Below are 18,738 nucleotides of genomic sequence, written 5' to 3' on the forward strand. Positions count from 1 at the left end.
CTGTCGCGACTTCGCCTCCCGTCAGCCGGTGGCGCCCATCGTTTCGAGCAAGGGAAGGATAGCAGGTTCCCGCGCGAACGGAATAACACCGCCGGGATGCTTGCTGGCCCATGCACAGCAAAATCCGGACGCCGCCGCCATCGGCAGGCGCCCGCAGGGATCAGATCGGACCGAGGATCCCCCTCGTGGCCTGGTCGAGCTCCTCGACATAGCGCCGGCGGGCGAAGGATTCGGTCAGAAAGCCGATGACCTTGTGGCTGCCGCCGGCCTCGACCACCGCCAGCACCTCGGCCTCGGCGGCGTCGAAGATCTTCATGGCGGTCTTGACGTTCATGGCCGGCAGCAGCACGTCGTCAAAGTGTCGGGCGAGGTCGACCACCTGGATATCGTCGGCGATGCTGTCCAGCTCGCTGGAGTAGAGCTCCGGCAGCATCACAAGCCCGCAATAGTCCTTGGCGCCGTTGACCAGAATGATCGCCTGGCGCGACCCCAGCACGAAATCGCGGCGGCACTCGGCGATGGTCGCGTTGACCGGGGCGGTGGCGACATCGGTGCGCATCATGCGCTCGACCGTGAGATTGCGCAGCCATCCGACATCGTTGGCGCTGCGGATGGTCTCGCCACGCAGATGCAGGCGCCAGGTTGAGAACGAGTGCCCGAACAGCGCCCGCACACAGACGCTGGTGACGATGCAGGCCGCAAGCACCGCGGCGGCGACATCGATGCTGCGGGTCATTTCCAGCACCAGAAACGACATGGTCAGCGGACCACCGACAATCGCAACCCCCAGCGCCGCCATGCCGGCCAGCGCGCTCGCCAGCGGATCCAGCGGTACATCGAACATCGGCAGGTGCAGCACCATGGCATAGAGCTTGCCGATCAGGCTGCCGACGAACAGCGAGGCGAAGAACAGGCCGCCGCGGAAGCCCGACGCCAGCGAGATCAGGCAGGCGCACAGCTTCAGCACGATGATCGTGGCAATCAGGCCCATGGCCATGTCACGGTGCAGGTCGAGCACCATGGCGCCGTGGCCGGCGGCCAGCACCTGCGGCGTGACAAGCGCCAGAGCGCCGATACACAGCCCGCCGATCGGGGTGCGCAGCCAGACCGGCAGCCATGGGCGATGGAACAGGCGCTCGACCAGCGCCGAGCTGCGCATCACGATGATGCCGATCGCCGCGACGATCAACGCCAGCACGATCAGCGCGAGATACTGTTCGCCGACGACCGCGCCGACCTGCGGCACGTCAAGAGAGTATGGCGCGCCGCCAAGCCAGCGCGCCACCAGCGAGGCGGATAGCGACGCGGCGAGAATCGGCGCGGCGCTGCTGACCGAATAGACGCCGACGATCAGCTCGCAGGCGTAGAATGCCCCGGTGATCGGCGCGCCGAATGCCGCCGCGATCGCCCCCGCAGCCCCGCAGCCGACGATCAGCCGCAGGTCGTTGCGCCGCAGGTTGAAGAAGCGGCCGAGCAGCGAAGCCGCGCCGGCGCCGATCTGGGTGTAGCCGGCCTCGAGCCCCACCGACGCGCCGCAGCCGTTGGAGATCAGGGTCTGGCTGGAGACGATGACACTGTCGCGCAGCGACAGGCGGCCGCCGCGCAAGGCATTGGCCTCGATCGGATCGACGGCACTCGAGATCTTCCATCGCCGGCGCTGCCATTCCATCAACCCGAGCAGCAGGCCGCCCGCGGTCGGCGCAATCAGCGCCGCCCAGGGATTGACGATCTCATGGGCGCTGAGACGAACGTCGATGGGAATGCCGTAGATCAGGACATGGGCAATCTGGGCGATTTCGCTCATCAGCGTCACCACCGCGCCGGCAATGACGCCGACCAGCAGCGCCAGCGGAATCAGGAAGAATTCGTTGCCGCGAAGCAGCGCGCGGAGCGTCGTGGTCACGCCGCTCGCACCGACGTGGCTGATGAAACGGCCCACGCCCGGAAGCTTCAACACCTGCAATCCTCGAACCAGCACGACCAGACGGCGGATGCGCCGCGGGCATACCGGGGCGCCATCGTCAGTGTCATAGGTTCGAACATCCGGCGCCGCAACCTCAATTGCTTCCGAAGACGTGGTCACTGCAGTCAAAATCAGCTGAGCGCGGCGGCGCGGATCATATCCGCGGCTTTCTCGCCAATCATAATGGTGGGCGCATTGGTGTTGCCGCCGATCAAGGTCGGCATCACCGAGGCATCGGCGATCCGCAACCCCTCGACGCCGTACACCCGCAGGGCGGGATCGACCACCGCGAGCGGATCATTGACCCCCATCTTACAGGTTCCGACCGGATGATAGACCGTATCGACCCGGCGACGGAGCACCGCACGGATATCATCGTCCGAGCGCACGTCGGCGGTGAACATATCCGCGGTCTGCAGCGCCCGCAGCGCCGGCGTCTCCAGCAGGCGCCGGGTGGTCTTGAAGCCCGCGACCATGGCCTCCATGTCCGCGGCCTCGCCGAGGAAATTCGGGTCGATCGCGGGTGCCTGGGCGGGATCCGCGCTCTGCAACCAAACGCTGCCGCGGCTTTCCGGCCGCAGCAGGCAGACGTGGCAGGAGAAGCCCGCGCCCCAGCGCGGCTTGCGGCCGTGGTCGTCGACCATGGCCATGCAGAAATGCAGCTGGATGTCGGGCATCGCGAGGTCCGGCCGCGTCTTCAGGAAGCCGCCGCATTCGGCGACATTGGACGTCATCGGCCCGCGCCGCTCGCGCCGGTATTGCGCGATGCCCTTGAAGATCCGCTGGATGCCCGCCCATGACAATCCCGTGAAATTCGGATTGTCGGAGGCAAAGCCGAACACGAAATCGGGATGATCCTGCAGGTTCTGGCCCACACCAGGCAGATGATGCTCCACCGCAATGCCTTGACGGGCGAGCGCGGCGCCGTCACCGATGCCCGACAGCATCAGCAACTGCGGCGTCTGGAACGCGCCGAGGCCGAGGATGATCTCGCGGCGGGCACGCAGGATGCGCACCTCCTTGCCGCGGCGGTATTCGACGCCGACCGCGCGCTTGCCCTCGAACAGCAGGCGTGTGACGAGCGCGCCGGTCTCGACATGGAGATTCTGGCGACGCCCCATGAATGGATGGACATAGCCCCGTGCCGCGCTCCAGCGCTCGCCATTCTTCTGGGTCACCTGGTAGACGCCGAGGCCTTCCTGCTCCTCGCCGTTGAAGTCATCGTTGATCCGGAACTGGGCCTCTCGCGCGGCCTGCAGGAAAATCTCCTGCACGGGGTTGTCGCTACGCAGGCCGCCGACATGGAGCGGGCCGCCCTTGCCGTGATAGGCGCCGTCGAGCTCCTCATTGTCTTCGGAGCGCTTGAAATACGGCAGCACGTCGTCATAGGACCAGCCGGTGTTGCCAAGTTCGGCCCAGTGGTCGTAGTCCGCCCGGTGCCCGCGAATATAGACCATGGCGTTGATCGCCGAGGAGCCGCCGAGGCCGCGCCCCCGTGGCTGATAGCCGATGCGTCCGCCGAGACCTGCCTGCGGCACAGTCTGAAAGTTCCAATTGTTGACCTTGCCGGACACCATCAGGATCAAAGCGCCGGGCGTGGTCACCACCCAGTTGTCGTTGCGGCCGCCGGCCTCGAGCAGCGCCACTCTCGTGTCGGAATGTTCCGAAAGACGGCTCGCCACCGCGCATCCGCCCGACCCGCCGCCGACGACGATGTAGTCAAAGATCTCGGTCACGTTGCATTTCCTCCGGCCATGTCACGCTCTTGCGCCGCGCGTTCTGCGATCGACATTCAGGACATCAGGCGCATCAGTTTCATCAGCCGCGCGATCTTCGCCCCATAAGGCGGACGCAGATCGGCGAACCTGTTCCAGGGCGAGCGGAAGAACACCGGCTTCAGCTTGCTGAGTGTGGTGAAGCCCCACTCGCCGTGATAGGCGCCGCAGCCGGACGCTCCGACCCCACCCATCGGCTGATGCGCCTGCGTGAAGTGGAACAGGCAGTCGTTCACGGTGACGCCACCGGACACGGTGCGAGCCAGCACCTCGTCGCGGGCGGCGACGTCCTCGCCGAACCAGTAGAGCGCGAGTGGCCGCTCGCGGGCGTTGATCCAGGCGATCGGCTCGGCCCGGTCGCGATAGCCGAGGACGGGCAGGACCGGACCGAAGATCTCCTCCTTCAGGAGCGTCATGTCCGGCGTGACGCCGGTCACCACTGTCGGCGGAAACTTGCGCCGGGACTTCCAGGCCGGGTCGGACGGATCGGCGCCACGCAGCACCTGCGCGCCACGCGCGGCCGCATCGGCGACCAGCGCCTCGATACGGGCATAGTGACGATCGGAAATGATCGCGGTGTAGTCGGGATTGGCCGGATCGGCGCCGTACATCGCCGTCATCGCCGCCAGCAGGCGGCCCGAGAAAGCCGCTGCGCTCGCCTCGGGCACGAACACATAGTCCGGCGCGATGCAGGTCTGGCCGGCGTTGAGCAGCTTGCCGTAGGCGATGCGCGCGGCGACCTCCGGCAGGTCGGCGGACGGGTCGACGATCGCCGGCGACTTGCCGCCGAGTTCGAGCGTCACCGGCGTGAGGTTGCGACCGGCGGCGGCGGCGACCAGACGGCCGACGCGCGTCGAGCCCGTGAAAATGAGATGGTCGAACGGCAGGACCGCAAACGCCTCGGCGACATTCTCCTCGATCCCGGTCACCACCATCTCGGCCGGATCGAAGCTGCGCGCGACCACGTCGCGCAGCAACGCGGCGAACTGCGGCACGAGCTCGCTCGGCTTGATCATCACGCGGTTGCCGGCCGCCAGCGCCGCCACCGCCGGCGCCAGCGTCAACTGCAACGGATAGTTCCAGGGCGCAATGATACCGATCACGCCGAGCGGCTGCGGGATCAGGCGGTTGCGACCCGGCAGGAACTGGAGCTCGGTGCGCACCGTCCGCGGCGCCATCCAGCGCCGGAGGTTTTTTGTCGCGTGCCGGATCTCGCCACGCACGAACATGATCTCGGCGATCTGCGTCTCGATGGCTGAGCGATGGCTGAAGTCGGCGGCGATCGCCTCGGCGAAGCGCGCCTCGTTATCTGTGACGAGGGCCCGCAATCGGGCCAGGCGGTCGAGCCGCTCGGCGAGCGATGGCGCCGGCGCGCTGCGTGACAACTCGATTTGTCGACGAAACAGCTCGTTCAGCCCCGACGTCGCGGACATGCCCAGCGGTTGATCCATCGTATCCTCCCTGCTGCTATCCTTTGGCAAGAGCTGCCGTCGGCTCCGGTTGTGCATGAAACGCGCCGAGCCGCGTCTTGGCGTGCTCGGGGCGAATGAAGACCATGCCGATCACCCCGCCCGCCAGCATGACGAGCCCGCAGACCACAAAGCCACGGTGAAAGCCGTCGAGCGGCGTCGGCGCGGTTTCGATCAGGCTGCCCATGATATAGGGCGCAAGCAGGCCTGCCATGGTGCCGATGGCATTGCCGATCGCGAGCATCGCGCCGCGCTGGCTGTCGGGCGTGATCTCGCCGACCACCGCGTGGGTGATGACGTAGATGATCGAAGGCAGCGACATGCCGACGATGCCGACCGCAACCTTGAGGGCGATGTTGTCGATCAGCGGCAGGCAGGCGAGAGCAACGCCGCCGATCGCGACGCAGGCTCCGCCGAGACAGCCGCGCGCCAGGCGGCTCGAGGTTCCTCGCGCCATCAGCCGCTGCGAATACCACCCGAGCGTGATCACGATGATCACGCCGAGCCCCGATGTCAGCGCCGTCAGCAGGCCGACGCTGCCCTGCGCGAAGCCAAGACCCTTGACGAAATAGGCCGCCTGCCACGACAGGCTCAGGGACAGCGCCCAATATGCGCCGAAGAACGCGCACCAACTGGCGATGATGGTGGGATTGAGCATCAGGCGAGCATAGGGAATGCGCTCGCCGCTCGCGGCGGCATGGCCGTCGTCGAGGTGCCCTTCGCGGCCGAGCAGAGCCCATGTCGCACACCACACCAGCCCGGCGATGCCGAGGGCCGCGAACGCGGCATGCCACGACCAGCGCACGATGATCAGGTTGAGCAACGGCAGCGCCACCATGATGCCGATCCCTGCGCCCTGCGCGATGATGGCCGTCGGCAGCGTGCGCAATTCGTTGGGAAACCACTTGTAGGTGGCATGCAGCGCCACCGGATAGGCAGGCCCCTCGCCCGCGCCGAGAATGACGCGGCAAGCCATCAGCGTGCCAAAGCTGACGCTGCCGACCATCGGAAACTGCGCCAGCGCCCATACGAGGCTCATCGCCAGCAGCACCCAGCGCGTCTGAATATGGTTGCAGACGAAGCCGACAGCGACCGACGACAGCGCGAACAGCAGGAAAAAGCTCGATCCGACCAGCCCGAACTTGCTTGGCGTCAGCTGCAGCTCTTCCATGATGGGAACGGCCGCCAGACCAATGATCGCCTTGTCGGCGAAATTGATCAGCATGAAGAAGAACAGCAGCCCGACGACCAGCCAGCCCCCTGGCTCGATTTTCCGCCCGCCCATCGCCTCATCCCTCATGTCGTTTTATATCGTTGATGTTGCCCGGCAGTACACCCCCCGCTATTTTCGCCGCGGCGGGCGCGCAGGCGCCTTGCGGGGCGGCGCCCCGACCACCGCGGCGAGCTGCAGGAACAGGCAATCGCCGAGCCTTTCGGCCATCTCGTCGTCGCCGATCCTCAGCGGTCCGGGATCGTTCAGCACGGCATTGACCAGCGTGCCGAACACCACCTGGAAGCCGAAGCCGATGGCGCGGGTCTTGGCGGCCTTGCGATCCCTGCCCATGGCGCGCAGCAGCAGCGGCGTCGCATGCGCGACCGTGCGCCGGCCCAGCTCCTTGAAACGCGTCCAGCGCGTCGGACGGGTGTCGCCATGTTGCAGCGCCGCGCGCACCACGCCTTCGTGATTGCTCATCCAGGCCGCGATCTCGCGGACCAGCACGCGGCAGAGGGCGCCGAGATCGGCCTCCTTCAGCACCGCATCCTGGATGGGCACCAGGTTGGCCTCGCTGTTGCGCGCGGCAAGCTCCAGCAACGCATTGAAATAGACTTCCTTGCTCTCGAAGCGGCTGTAGAAGGCGCCGACCGTGACATCCACGGCGGCACACAACGCTTCGATCGAGAGCTCGTCCAGGCTGTGCCGACGCAGCATGTCCTCGCCGGCTCGCAGCAGCGCGGCAGTCGTCTCACGACTGCGTTTCTGACGCGACGGCGTCACGCCGGGCAGGTCGTCGAGGTCGGAGAACTGGAATGTCATGGGCATTGCATCCGGGGCAGAATAATCATAATGATAATTCCAATTATCTTTTTGGCAAGACCTCGTCGAGAGGGCGGAGCGACAGCCGGCAGATGCAACCGCCGCGGCGCCGAAAGGGAGTGAACGGCCATGACCAGCAACCATCGCGCTGCCTTCCAGGGCCGGATCGGCACCACGATCGCCGATTCCCGCCCATGGTGGCCGGAGGAAGCGAAGCCCAAGCCGGGTGCCCCCAACATTCTCGTGGTGCTGTTCGACGACGTCGGCTTTTCGGATTTCGGCTGCTACGGCTCGCCGATCCACACCCCGACCATCGACCGCCTTGCTGCCGAAGGACTGCGCTACAGCGGCTTTCACACCACGGCGATGTGCTCGACCACCCGCGCAGCCCTGCTGACTGGGCGCAACCATCATTCCGTCGGCGTCGGCTGCCTTGCCAATTTCGACAGCGGCTATCCGGGCTATCGCGGCAAGATCGCCCGCGAAGCCGGCACGCTCGCCGAAATGCTGAAACCGCAGGGCTATCGCAGCTACATGGTCGGCAAGTGGCACGTGACGCCCCTGACCGAGAGCGGCGCCACCGGGCCCTTCGATGGCTGGCCGCTGGGGCGCGGCTTCGACCGCTTCTACGGCTTCCTCGACGCCGAGACCGACCAGTACGCCCCAGAGCTCGTCAGCGACAACGCCCAGATCGATCCGCCCGGCAACCATGCCAGCGGCTATCATCTGACCGCCGACCTCGTCGACCAGTCGATCCGCTTCATCGCCGACCATCTCGCCGATCGTCCCGACCTTCCCTGGCTGACCTGGCTCGCGTTCGGCGCCTGCCATGCGCCGCATCAGGCGCCGGCGGACCTGATCAAGGGCTATGACGCCCTGTTCGCCCATGGCTGGGACGTCGAGCGCGAGCAGCGTCTGGCCCGGCAAAAAGCCCTTGGACTGGTGCCGCAGGAAACGAAAATGCCGCCGCGCAACGACGGCGTGCAGCCCTGGGACAAGCACGCCGCCGACGACCAGAAAGTCTTCACCCGCCTGCAATCGGCCTTCGCCGGCATGCTCGACCATGCCGACCAGCACCTGGCGCGGCTGATCGCGTTTCTCGACACCGCCGGCGTGCGCGACAACACCATCGTCCTCGTGCTGTCGGACAACGGCGCCAGCCAGGAGGGCGGCTCGCTCGGCATGGTCAATGCCATGGGCCCCTACAACTTCCGCCCCGAACCGATGCCGGAGAAGGTCGCACGCATCGACGACATCGGCGGGCCGGACACCCATTCCAACTTCCCGCATGGCTGGGCGATGGCGTCCAACACACCGCTGCGCCGCTACAAGCAGAACACCCATGGCGGCGGCATCCGCGATCCGCTCGTGATCTCGTGGCCGGCTAAGATCGCCGCACGCGGCGAGTTGCGTCACCAGTTCGTCCATGCCTGCGACCTCGCGCCCACCCTGCTCGAGTTGATCGGCGCTGAGGCGCCGGCAGCCATCGGCGGTGTGCCCCAGATGCCGCTCGAAGGCGAAAGCTTCGCCCGCAGCCTGACGGAGCCGGCCGCACCGCCCCGCAAGGGACCGCAGTATTTCGAAATGTTCGGCCACCGCGGGCTGTGGCAGGACGGCTGGAAGGCGGTCGCCTATCATCCACCAGGTACACCGTTCGACGACGACAAGTGGGAGCTGTTCCACCTCGACCGGGACTTCTCCGAGGTCGACGATCTCGCTGCCGCACAGCCCGAGCGACTGGCGGCGATGATCGCAGCCTGGTGGGCGGAGGCGGAGAAGCACAACGTGTTGCCGCTCGACGATCGCTTCGGCCTGCGCTTCGCGGAAAATGCCGCCCGCTTCCACGGCGCCCGTCATCACTTCACGTTCCATGCCGGCATGGGTCATGTGCCGACCGATGTCGCGCCCGACGTGCGCAGCCGCAGCTACACCATCGAAGCCGACGTCGAGATCGCCCCGCAAGGCTGCGAGGGCGTGCTGATCTCCCATGGCGACGCGACGTCAGGATACAGCCTCTACATCAAGGACGGCCGCCTGGTGCACGATCTCAATATCGGCGGCACCCACAATCTCGTCACTTCGGATCACACCATCGCGCCGGGCGCGCGACGCCTCGGGCTTCGCGTCGAACGCCTGACCCGCGAGCCGCTCGGCAAGACCGGCCTCGTCATGGGGCTGAGCCAGTACACGCTGTTGATCGACGGCGAACCCGCCGGATCGATGCAGACCCGCCTTGGCTTCTACAACCTGATCTCATGGTCCGGTCTCGATATCGGCCGCGACCGTGGCAGCCCGGTGTCGCACTACGACTCGCCTTTCGCATTCACCGGCACGCTGCTGCGCGTCGAGGTGACGATGCATTCCGACCAGGCTCTCGACGGCGACGGCGTCGGCGCCGCGCAGATGGCCCGCCAGTAATCTCCCCGCTCCCACCTCACGGAGAACGCCCCAATGTCCCGCAAGAGTGCCGAACCGACGGTGAAGACCCGCAACGCCGCTGTCCTCACCGAACTGCCGTTCTCCGATCGTCAGGACTATGCCGACGCCGAGCGCGGCTTTATCGGCAGCCTGCCGGACGCCACCATCACCAATGAGGCGGGACGGCCGGTCTGGAGCATGACCGAGTATGCATTTCTCAAGGACGACGCCGCGCCGGATAGCGTGAATCCCAGTCTCTGGCGCCAGTCACAGCTCAATTGCCGCCACGGCCTGTTCGAGGTCGTGCCCGGAATCTACCAGATCCGTGGCTTCGATATTTCGAACATGACCCTGATCGAGGGCGACACCGGCGTCATCGTCATCGACCCCCTGGTGTCGGTCGAACCCGCTCGTGCGGGCCTTGCGCTCTACCGGCAGCATCGCGGCAACCGGCCGGTCGTGGCCGTGCTCTACACCCACTCCCACACCGACCATTGGGGCGGTGTGAAGGGCGTGGTGAGCGAGGAGGATGTCGCCAGCGGCCGTGTTCCGGTCATCGCTCCGGAGGGCTTCGTCGAGGCGATCGCCCAGGAGAACGTGCTCGCCGGCAACGCTATGGTGCGGCGCGCGCAGTACCAGTTCGGTCCGCTGCTGCCCAAGGGACCGCTGGGCCAGGTCGACGCCGGCCTCGGCAAGGTGCTGTCGAACGGCACGGTCACCTTGATCGCACCCACCGATCTGATCCGCCGGGATCACGAGCGTCGCACCGTCGATGGCGTGGAGATTATTTTCCTGATGGCGCCCGACAGCGAGGCGCCGGCCGAGATGCACATGTTCTATCCCGGGTTCAAGTGCCTGAACATGGCGGAGAACGCGGTTCACAATTTCCACAACCTGCTGCCATTCCGCGGCGCCGAGGTGCGCGATTCCCGCGCCTGGGCCCGCTACATCGACATTGCCCTCGCCACCTTCGGCGAACAGGCCGAGGTGCTGATCGGCCAGCATCACTGGCCGGTGTGGGGCAGCGAGCGGCTGCGCACCTATCTCGCCAAGCAGCGCGACCTCTACAAGTATGTCCACGACCAGACGCTGCGCCTGATCAATCTCGGCCACACGCCGAACGAGATCGCCGAACTGCTGGCGCTGCCTGACAGCCTTGCCAACGAATGGCATGCGCGCGGCTACTACGGCACGGTGCGCCACAACGCCAAGGCGATCTATCAGAAGTATCTCGGCTGGTACGACGGCAACCCGGCCCACCTCGATCCGCTGCCACCGACCGCCGCCGCAAGCAAATATGTCGACTACATGGGCGGCTTCGACGCTGCCCTGGACAGGGCGCGCGCCGACTTCGCCAAGGGCGAATATCGCTGGGTGGCCGAGATCGCCAACCATCTGGTGTTCGCTGACCCCGGCCACCAGGGCGCACGCAATCTCGCCGCGGATGCCTATGAACAGCTCGGCTATCTCGCCGAGGCCGCGACCTGGCGTAATTCCTACCTGTTCGCCGCGCACGAGCTGCGCAACGGCCTGCCCAAGCTCGCCGGACGCAGCGGGGTGCCCGCGGACGCGCTTGCCGCGCTGCCGCTCGACACCTTCTTCGATCTGCTGGCGGTGCGCCTCAACGGGCCGAAAGCCCACGGCAAGCGCATGGTGCTGAACTGGATCTTCACCGATGTCGGCGAGATCATCGCGCTCAATCTCGAGAACGCAGCACTCACCCACCGCCATGGTGCGCGCGCGCCGAACGCCGACGCGACGCTGACGCTGACCCGCAAGACGCTGAACGCGATCATGCTGCAGCAGACCACGTTTCCCGAGGCCGTCACGACCGGCAAGGTCACGATCGACGGCAACCCCGCACGGCTTCTCGAACTGCTGGGACTGTTCGATACCTTCAGTCCTGCGTTCGCCATCGTGGAGCCGAAGACGGTATGATCCAGCCGTCCGGAACCGGCAATTCCTCAACCAGATCAACGCTCCCGCTCATCCTGGTGAGCGTTCGCTCAACCCGTCGTTTAGCGAACGTGAACGTTCCACCGGTGGAACACTATAAATTTTTCGCGAACACTTCAGAGGTCTGGACAAAATTCTGGCTTTCAACATGATCGTTACCGAGCTGCCGCTCGCGTTCGCAAATGATCACAGGCTGCTCATCGAGGTGCCCACACAATCAACCGAAACACACAAGAGGCTTCGCTGGTCCTGATGACACGCAAAACCGGAGCGTACGACGTCGAGATTGGCCAACGGATTCGCGCACAGCGGCTGTCACGCGGCATGTCGCAGGAAGACCTGGCCGAGCGCCTCGGAATCACCTTCCAACAGGTCCAGAAATACGAGAAGGGTGGAAATCGCGTCACGGCGGCAAGGCTGCGCGAGATCGCAAATGCCCTCAAGCTGCCGATCGTTTCCTTCTATGGACACGACAGCTACGCGGCAGACAACGGAGCGCGCAAGAACGGCGAGACATCGGATCTCCACGTTCAGGAATTCATCACCAGCACGCGCGCGATCAATCTGCTCAAGCACTTCTCGCGGATCAAGGACCCGAGCGTTCAGAACATGGTGGTGTTCCTGTGCGAGCAGCTCGCTGAAAGACATTCGGACGACTGATCGCCGAACGACTGACAGCCGGACGACCGACAGCGCTGCCCGCCCGCTTGCACAGCCAGGCTCGACTTACTGGATCTTGACGATGATCGCGCCGAGCACCGCAAGGCCGATCGCAAGCCACTGGCGCGAGCGGATTCGCTCGCGCAGGATGACGAACGCCATCACACCGCCGAACAGGATGCTGGTCTCGCGCACCGGCGCTACAAGGCCGACCGGCCCGCGGGTATAAGCCCACAGGGCGAGAAAATACGATCCCATCAGCATCGCCGCGCCAATGGCGCACGCCCGCCAGTTGCGCGCCAGGATCGCGACCGGCGCCCGTCCCTCGATCAATGCGACGCCAAGCAGCCCGCTGGTCGACAGCAGCGAACTCGCCGCACCGTATTGGATCAGCGCCTCGACATGGCCACCGGCGGTGCGGGCTCCCTTGATGTCGCAGACATAGGCGACGGACACGACGAGGCCGGCAAGGCCGGCCAGCATGAAGCCGGAGAGATGACCGGCACTCTGGCCGCGGGCCGGCCAGCCGAACAGGATCAGGCTGATCACCACCAGCGCCATGCCGGACAGGCGCAACGTCGTCGCGCTCTCCGCGAAGAACACCAGCCCGAGAATGAACAGCACCGGCGGAATGATCGCGCGCACCACCGAGAAGGTCATATTGAGGGGCGCACGATCGTAGGCCGCCATGAGGGCCCGTGAATAGGCCACGTTGCAGGCTGCCGCGGCCACCAGCCATGGCCAGGCGTCAGCCGCCGGCAATCCAATGAACGGCACGACAGCCAGGAACACCATGGCGGTGACCAGCAGCGTGCCGAACACCGCATCGCTCGGCACCTGCTGCCGCTTGGCCAGCACGTTCCAGCCCGCATTCAGCGCCGCGCTGACCAGCGCCGCCCAAAAGACCGCCCATGACACGATGTGGCCCCCGCACTTAAAGGCGCATTAGATCGTCATCCTCGGGCGATTCTCAATGGATTATTTTCCTAGAGACGACCGCGACCGCCGCGCATGCAGGCGCCGGCTCAATCGCAGCTTCGGCTGCTCCTTGCGTCGTCGGCCGCTGGAGACGACAGGCATGCCGAGCGGCAGCGGCGGGGACGGTCGTGATGCCTTGTCCTCCAGTCCCTTGCAGAAGGCCTCGAACTCACGCTCGTCGATGCCATAGTGACGGGTCAGAAGCTCGATCCGCGCCATATCGAGCAGCCGCGCCACCAGGTCGTGGGACTGGCTGCGTGCGATCTCGATGTTGCGGGTAAGATCGTCGATCATGCGCGCGACGATCGCGGTGCTGGTATCATCCATTGGTAGGCGCCAATCCATTTCGGTGTTCGCTCGTTCTCAGGGAAGATGTCGAGCCGATCCAATCGCCGGTGCTGTTGACGACGCCATACAGCCCGATGACGCTGGTCAGCATCGCGTGCACGTCCTGCTCGGCCTTGTCGCCGATGGCATGGCTGGCGGAGGCATCGGCGAGGTAAACAAATTCGATGCCACGGTGAAAGGCATCGATCGCCGACGACAGGCAGGCCCCCTCGCCCGAAAATCCGGCAAAGACGATCGGACCTCCGGCATTCGCCATCACATCGGCGAAGTGCGGGCTCGCAAAGCATGACGGCCGATCGCGCTCGAACACCATGTCCGAGCCGTGCGGCGAGAAGGCGTCGATCCACCGATAGTAGGGTGTCGCCGCATTGAAGAACGTCGAGCGCCCGGACCAGCGAACGAATGCGACCGGGAAACCCATGCGCCGGGCGTGGTCGAGCGCGCTGCGGCAATTGCGCAGCGCGCCTTCGTTGTCCTTGATCGCCAGCATGCGAGAGTCGCTCACATACTCCTGCTGCATATCCATCAGCACCAGTGTCGGAGCTGCTCGTGGGGCAAAGAAACTCCGGATATCAACAATCGAACTCATGGGGCATGGGTGTCCACGGAGGGCCGGCTGATGCCGCGCGCGCGCGACTGTTCCAGGATTCCGGGTTCATGCCACTTGCCTTCTGCGCGCAGCACACGGAATGGGTCGTCACCGATCGCCACGGCCTCCGGATGGCGCTCGATGTCGACGGTCATCTCGACATAGTCGAAGTCGGAGAAGACGAACTCGGACGCGCCTTCCAGCGGCTTGAAGCCGAACCGGCTCCAGAAATTGGTGAGACGCTTCTGGGCGTGGCCGTACAGCCGCCGATAGCCCTTCATCCTGCACAGCTCGATCCCGCCCTTGACCAGCTTGAACGCAAGGCGCGTCGAGCGAAACTCGTGACGCACCGCAAGCCGCTCGATCTTGGCGAAATCGGCGAAGTGGCGAATGCGCAGACAGCCCGCCGGCTCGTCGCCGACATAGCCGATGAGATGGGTGGCGGCGAAATCGTTGCCGTCGAACTCCTCGAGATAGGGGCAGTGCTGCTCGGCCATGTAGACGGCGCTGCGGATCGCGATGACCCGCATCAAGTCCTCGATCGAACGCGCGACCGTCACCGACAACACCCGCGGCTTCGGCTTCGCCGGCAGATTGTCGTAGGCCGGCAGTTCGTCCTGCGATACCGGAGCGCGGCGGAAGACATGCAGGTGCGCCGCCGTGACGCCGCCGACGCGCGGGCCGCGGCGGAAGCCCATGCTTTCGACAAAACGAATGGCCGGCAGGTTGATCGAGCGGGTGTAGAGATCGGCCTCGCAGTACAGTGGCGTCCACACCTTCTGGAAGGCCAGCGGCACACCAGCGGCAAGCGCCCCCTTGGCATGGCACGCCCACACATAAATGCCGGCCGGCTTCTCGTTCTGGCTCGTCACCAGCCGCAGGTCCGGATCCGCGGCATTGAAAGTTCCGGCGATCAGCTTCCTCACCCCCTCGGCCGTCAGCGGCAGAAAGGCGATGAGGCCTTCGCCTTTGGGATTGGCGGCATCGAAGTGATCACGGCGGGCAATGGCCCAAAGGCAGTCGGGATTGTGCGAGACGACCCGCTTGACGACGTCCGGCCCCGTGAGACCTGGAATATCGGCGGCCGCACGGGCCACCAGGGCATCGATTTCCTCGCCCCCCGGCGTAAACACCACCATGCGACGCGCCAGCCGCAGGGTTTCGAGGTCCTGAAGGGGGTACTGAACGGGCCGGGGCTCCATCGCAATCAGCCGGGCAGCCTCTGTCGCTCGCAGGTCGTGAGCAGTCATCTTCGCCATCCCCAGTTGTCGGCATCGCAATTGTTTGCGAAGATATTTCCCGAGATGGGGGAGTGTATGCAGTCAAATCAGCAACGGCGTGTTCCGCCCGAAGAACACAACGAAGCAATCCGGAAGGCATCTCCCGACTGGGAGAGCATCCGCTGGTTTCTGGAAGTCGCGCGGCACGGCAGTTTCCGCGCGGCGGCTGAACATGCCAACATCTCCATCAATCTGCTGCGCCGACGCATCATGGATCTCGAGCACTCGCTCGGGTTGAAACTTCTGACGCGACACGTAACCGGCGTACAAGTGACGCCCGAAGGCCGACCGCTGCTCGCGGTGGCTGCGCAGATGGAGACTGCGGCGTTCGGCTTTACGCGCGCGGGCCAGCGCAGCAAGCCCATCGAGGGCCGCGTGCGGCTGACGGTGACCGAAGGCCTCGGCACGTTCTGGGTGGTGCCGCGCCTTGTCGAATTCCAGCGCGCGTATCCCAAGCTGCTGATCGACCTCAATTGCGCAATGCGATCCGCCGACGTGCTGCGTCTGGAAGCCGACGCCGCCATTCAACTCGAGCGCCCGACATCGCCGGATCTCAAGGTCGTTCGGCTCGGACGCATGCACATCTCGCTGTTCGCGTCGCGCTCCTATGTCGACACCTATGGCTGCCCGACATCGCACGAAGAACTACTCAAGCATCGCATGGTCTTTCATATGGCCGACCAGACGCGCGGCCAGCATTACTACGACCAGCTGTTTCCCGGCGTGCCGGAGATCGGCTTCGTGTCGATGATCAACAACGTCTCCAGCGCGCACTACTGGGCGATCGCCAAGGGGGCGGGCATCGGCTGGCTGCCGACCTATGCCATCGCCATCGGCGCGCGCGTCATTCCGGTGAACATCAACCACGTCTTCCCGTACGATATCTGGCTGACCTATCACCCGGAAGCAGCCCAGATCCCGCGCGTGCGCAAGCTGCTCGACTGGATCGTTTCCGCCTTCGACCCGCGCGAATTTCCCTGGTTCCGCGACGAGTTCATCCACCCCGACGAGCTCGCCAAGAGCTATCGCGGCGCGCCACTGGTCAACATGTTCGAAGGCTTCCACGGCCTGCCAGCAGCCGGAGTGTCCGCCGCAGCGGGACGCTGATCATCCCTCAGGGCAAGGCACCGGGATCAGCGAACCAACAGTGCCTGCCGCAGAAAATGCGCGACCGCTCCGAGCGGCGCAGGTCTGCCGAACGCAGCGTCTTCGTGATCCGCATCAGCGAGAACCAGCAAGGTCGTCGCGATGCCGTGTTGCCGCAGGGCGTCATGAAGCAGCCGGGCATGATGAACACCGACGGCCGTATCCCTGTCGCCGTGCAGAATGAGAAACGGCGCGGTGCGGCGCGCGCTCGCCGCCGCAAGATAGCTGCGAGGATCGGCGGCGGCGACCGCGGCCGGATCCGCATCCTCGACATGCGCAACCCCGAGCAGGGCAGCGACGCGCTCCGCCGGTGGCCAGCCGCGCTTTGCCGCGCCCTGGGCTGCGAACGTATCTGGCTCGGGCCATGGAGCTGAGCGCCACTCCGCGTCATAGCCGGCGACATCCGTCACCGGAAACCAGGAAACGATCGCCTGCACCGGTGGGATCGGCAGCCCTTCGCCATCGGCCCCGGCCAGCGCCAGCAGCGCGGCGAGATGAGCGCCCGCCGATGCGCCGGCGACGGCGACGCGGGACACGTCGAGGCCGACCGCATCGCCATTCCCGAGTATCCAGCGCAGCGCCCTTGCGCTGTCGTCGAGTTGTGCCGGAAATCGCGCATCGCCACTCAGTCTGTAGTCGGCGCTGACCACCGCGAAGCCGAGCCGTGCCAGCGGAATCTGGCGATCGCGCTCGCGATCCGTGCGGCTGCCGACGCGCCACCCTCCACCATGCAGATAGAGCACGACCGGCAGCGGCCCTTCCTGTCCGACGGGACGATAGATATCCAGCCTGAGGTCGGCCTGCTCCGGCGGCGTGAAGCGAACGTCCCGCAACGCCTCGACATCAGCATCATCCGTTCGCGCCCATGACTGCAAATGGATTGGCAACGACAGACTCATGTCTCGATCTTCCTGATCCACGTTTCAGCTCGCGGCCGCGCGTGCGGCACTCCACTCGTCGTCGAGATCGAGCAGAGGCAGAAGCAGGTCGGCGACACGCTCCGCTTCCGACTCCAGCGGATAGTTCTGGAGAATGAAGACGTTCACGCCCAGCGAAGCCTGAAGATCCCGGAACACCTTGGCCACCTGATGCGGATTGCCGACCAGATAAGTGCCGCGACCGGTGCCGATCACATCCAGCGCCGACGGCGGGGTGGGTCCGGTGTAGAGATGCGGTGCGAGCTGCAGATCGGCGAGCTCCGGTATCCGGCCGGCACGGAGCGCGTCGATCCGGCGCTGCAATTGCGGATCCGGGCTGGTGAGATTGTCGAGTGACACATTGCCGCCGAGCGCACGCCGAAGATCGATATCGACCTGATGGCGAATCCAGTCTGCCCCCGTCTGCTCCAGCAGCCAGCGTAGTTGCGCCTGAGCTTCTTCCTCCGTCTTGCGGACAATGATCCAGAGCGCCACGCCGGCATCGAGGCCGCGCCCGCGTGCCGCTGCCGCGGTCCGCGCCTCGCCGAGCTGGGCCGAGAGCCGATCCGGCCGGTTGAGAAAGGCAAGATATGTGTCGACAATTTCGGCCGCATGACGCACGCCCGCCGGTGATGCGCCTGCGCCCCACAGCGGCGGATGCGGCAGCTGGCGCGGCGGCACCGGCAGGCTGGTCGGCCCTTCGATCTCGCGATTGCGGCTGACCTTGAAGTAGCGTCCGTCATGCACGACGGCCTTGCCGCTGTAGAGTTTGCGGAACGCATCCCAGTATTCCGCGCTCAGTTCATAGCGCTCGTCGTGCGGAACGTGCAGGCCATACTGTGCCAGCACCGTGTCGGTGCCGTTGACCAGATTGAACAACAGCCGCCCGTTGGAATAGTCGTCGAACGTCAGCGCCTGCTGTGCCAGCAGCCTTGGAGACGTAATGCCCGGATAGATCGGGATGAGAAAGCGCATTTTCTCCGTCAACGGAATCAGTGTCGACGCGGTGGTCCAGACGTCGTGTCCGTAGGTGCCGAAGAGAGCGCCCGCAAACGGCAGACGGTCGATGGTCTTCGCCAGCGACACCACGTTCCGGTGATCGGGCGCGCTGCGGCCTTCGGGCTTCCAGGGGAAAGGACCGTCGACCGGCGAGACGTACCAAAAGACTTTCATGAGCGATGGATCCTGGTCAGGAGAGCGATGG

15 protein-coding genes are annotated in these 18,738 nt (G+C 65.5%); 4 read left to right on the forward strand and 11 right to left on the reverse strand.

The window, feature by feature from the left end:
• Nucleotides 1-160 precede the first annotated feature (160 nt).
• From JQ639_RS11765 to JQ639_RS11785, 5 genes are all read right to left on the reverse strand, one after another.
• Complete coding sequence (locus tag JQ639_RS11765; protein ID WP_349644638.1) at nt 161-1,939, reverse strand: chloride channel protein; 1,779 nt, start codon at nt 1,937-1,939, stop codon at nt 161-163.
• A 155-nt stretch (nt 1,940-2,094) separates the two neighbouring features.
• Nucleotides 2,095-3,699, reverse strand: coding sequence for a GMC family oxidoreductase (locus tag JQ639_RS11770; protein WP_211966274.1), 1,605 nt, complete (start codon nt 3,697-3,699; stop codon nt 2,095-2,097).
• A gap of 56 nt (nt 3,700-3,755) precedes the next feature.
• Entirely contained in the window at nt 3,756-5,189 is a 1,434-nt protein-coding gene (locus tag JQ639_RS11775) for a coniferyl aldehyde dehydrogenase (RefSeq protein WP_211966275.1), read from the reverse strand.
• Between the two features lie 16 nt (nt 5,190-5,205).
• Nucleotides 5,206-6,492, reverse strand: a complete 1,287-nt coding sequence (locus JQ639_RS11780; RefSeq protein ID WP_211966276.1) for an MFS transporter — start codon at nt 6,490-6,492, stop codon at nt 5,206-5,208.
• A gap of 57 nt (nt 6,493-6,549) precedes the next feature.
• Nucleotides 6,550-7,242: a TetR/AcrR family transcriptional regulator gene (locus tag JQ639_RS11785; RefSeq protein ID WP_211966586.1), complete on the reverse strand. Its 693-nt coding sequence runs from the start codon at nt 7,240-7,242 to the stop codon at nt 6,550-6,552.
• Between the two features lie 129 nt (nt 7,243-7,371).
• On the opposite strand from JQ639_RS11785, the gene JQ639_RS11790 reads away from it, so the two are divergent.
• The 3 genes from JQ639_RS11790 to JQ639_RS11800 all read left to right on the forward strand — a co-directional run bounded on the left by JQ639_RS11790 (nt 7,372) and on the right by JQ639_RS11800 (nt 12,276).
• Entirely contained in the window at nt 7,372-9,660 is a 2,289-nt protein-coding gene (locus JQ639_RS11790) for an arylsulfatase (protein WP_211966277.1), read from the forward strand.
• A 33-nt stretch (nt 9,661-9,693) separates the two neighbouring features.
• Complete coding sequence (locus JQ639_RS11795) at nt 9,694-11,598, forward strand: alkyl/aryl-sulfatase (protein ID WP_211966278.1); 1,905 nt, start codon at nt 9,694-9,696, stop codon at nt 11,596-11,598.
• Between the two features lie 270 nt (nt 11,599-11,868).
• Entirely contained in the window at nt 11,869-12,276 is a 408-nt protein-coding gene (locus JQ639_RS11800) for a helix-turn-helix domain-containing protein (RefSeq protein ID WP_211966279.1), read from the forward strand.
• Nucleotides 12,277-12,342: 66 nt separating this feature from the next.
• On the opposite strand, the gene JQ639_RS35660 is transcribed toward JQ639_RS11800, so the two are convergent.
• From JQ639_RS35660 to JQ639_RS35665, 4 genes are read right to left on the reverse strand one after another with little or no spacing between them, the layout of a single operon-like run.
• Nucleotides 12,343-13,194, reverse strand: coding sequence for an EamA family transporter (locus tag JQ639_RS35660; protein WP_211966280.1), 852 nt, complete (start codon nt 13,192-13,194; stop codon nt 12,343-12,345).
• A 60-nt stretch (nt 13,195-13,254) separates the two neighbouring features.
• Nucleotides 13,255-13,548 (reverse strand): hypothetical protein, encoded by a 294-nt coding sequence (locus tag JQ639_RS11810; protein WP_211966281.1) that lies wholly within the window; start codon nt 13,546-13,548, stop codon nt 13,255-13,257.
• Nucleotides 13,549-13,573: 25 nt separating this feature from the next.
• On the reverse strand, nt 13,574-14,191 hold the full coding sequence (locus JQ639_RS11815; protein ID WP_211966282.1) for a cysteine hydrolase family protein: 618 nt from the start codon (nt 14,189-14,191) through the stop codon (nt 13,574-13,576).
• Nucleotides 14,188-15,288 carry a GNAT family N-acetyltransferase gene (locus tag JQ639_RS35665; RefSeq protein WP_349644600.1) on the reverse strand — a complete coding sequence of 367 codons (1,101 nt, stop codon included), beginning with the start codon at nt 15,286-15,288 and terminating at the stop codon, nt 14,188-14,190. The genes JQ639_RS11815 and JQ639_RS35665 overlap by 4 nt, the downstream gene beginning before the upstream one ends.
• Here JQ639_RS35665 and JQ639_RS11825 point away from each other — a divergent pair.
• The gene (locus JQ639_RS11825; protein WP_349644599.1) at nt 15,220-16,578 is read left to right on the forward strand and encodes a LysR family transcriptional regulator; all 1,359 of its coding nucleotides are present in this window, start codon (nt 15,220-15,222) and stop codon (nt 16,576-16,578) included. The genes JQ639_RS35665 and JQ639_RS11825 overlap by 69 nt on opposite strands.
• A 26-nt stretch (nt 16,579-16,604) precedes the next feature.
• On the opposite strand, the gene JQ639_RS11830 is transcribed toward JQ639_RS11825, so the two are convergent.
• Together JQ639_RS11830 and JQ639_RS11835 are read right to left on the reverse strand one after the other, a co-directional pair.
• The gene (locus JQ639_RS11830; RefSeq protein ID WP_211966283.1) at nt 16,605-17,516 is read right to left on the reverse strand and encodes an alpha/beta hydrolase; all 912 of its coding nucleotides are present in this window, start codon (nt 17,514-17,516) and stop codon (nt 16,605-16,607) included.
• 24 nt (nt 17,517-17,540) lie between these two features.
• Complete coding sequence (locus JQ639_RS11835; protein ID WP_211966284.1) at nt 17,541-18,707, reverse strand: LLM class flavin-dependent oxidoreductase; 1,167 nt, start codon at nt 18,705-18,707, stop codon at nt 17,541-17,543.
• Nucleotides 18,708-18,738: the final 31 nt, after the last annotated feature.

The sequence above is a fragment of the Bradyrhizobium sp. U87765 SZCCT0048 genome (genome assembly GCF_018131225.1).
Lineage (GTDB): Bacteria > Pseudomonadota > Alphaproteobacteria > Rhizobiales > Xanthobacteraceae > Bradyrhizobium_A.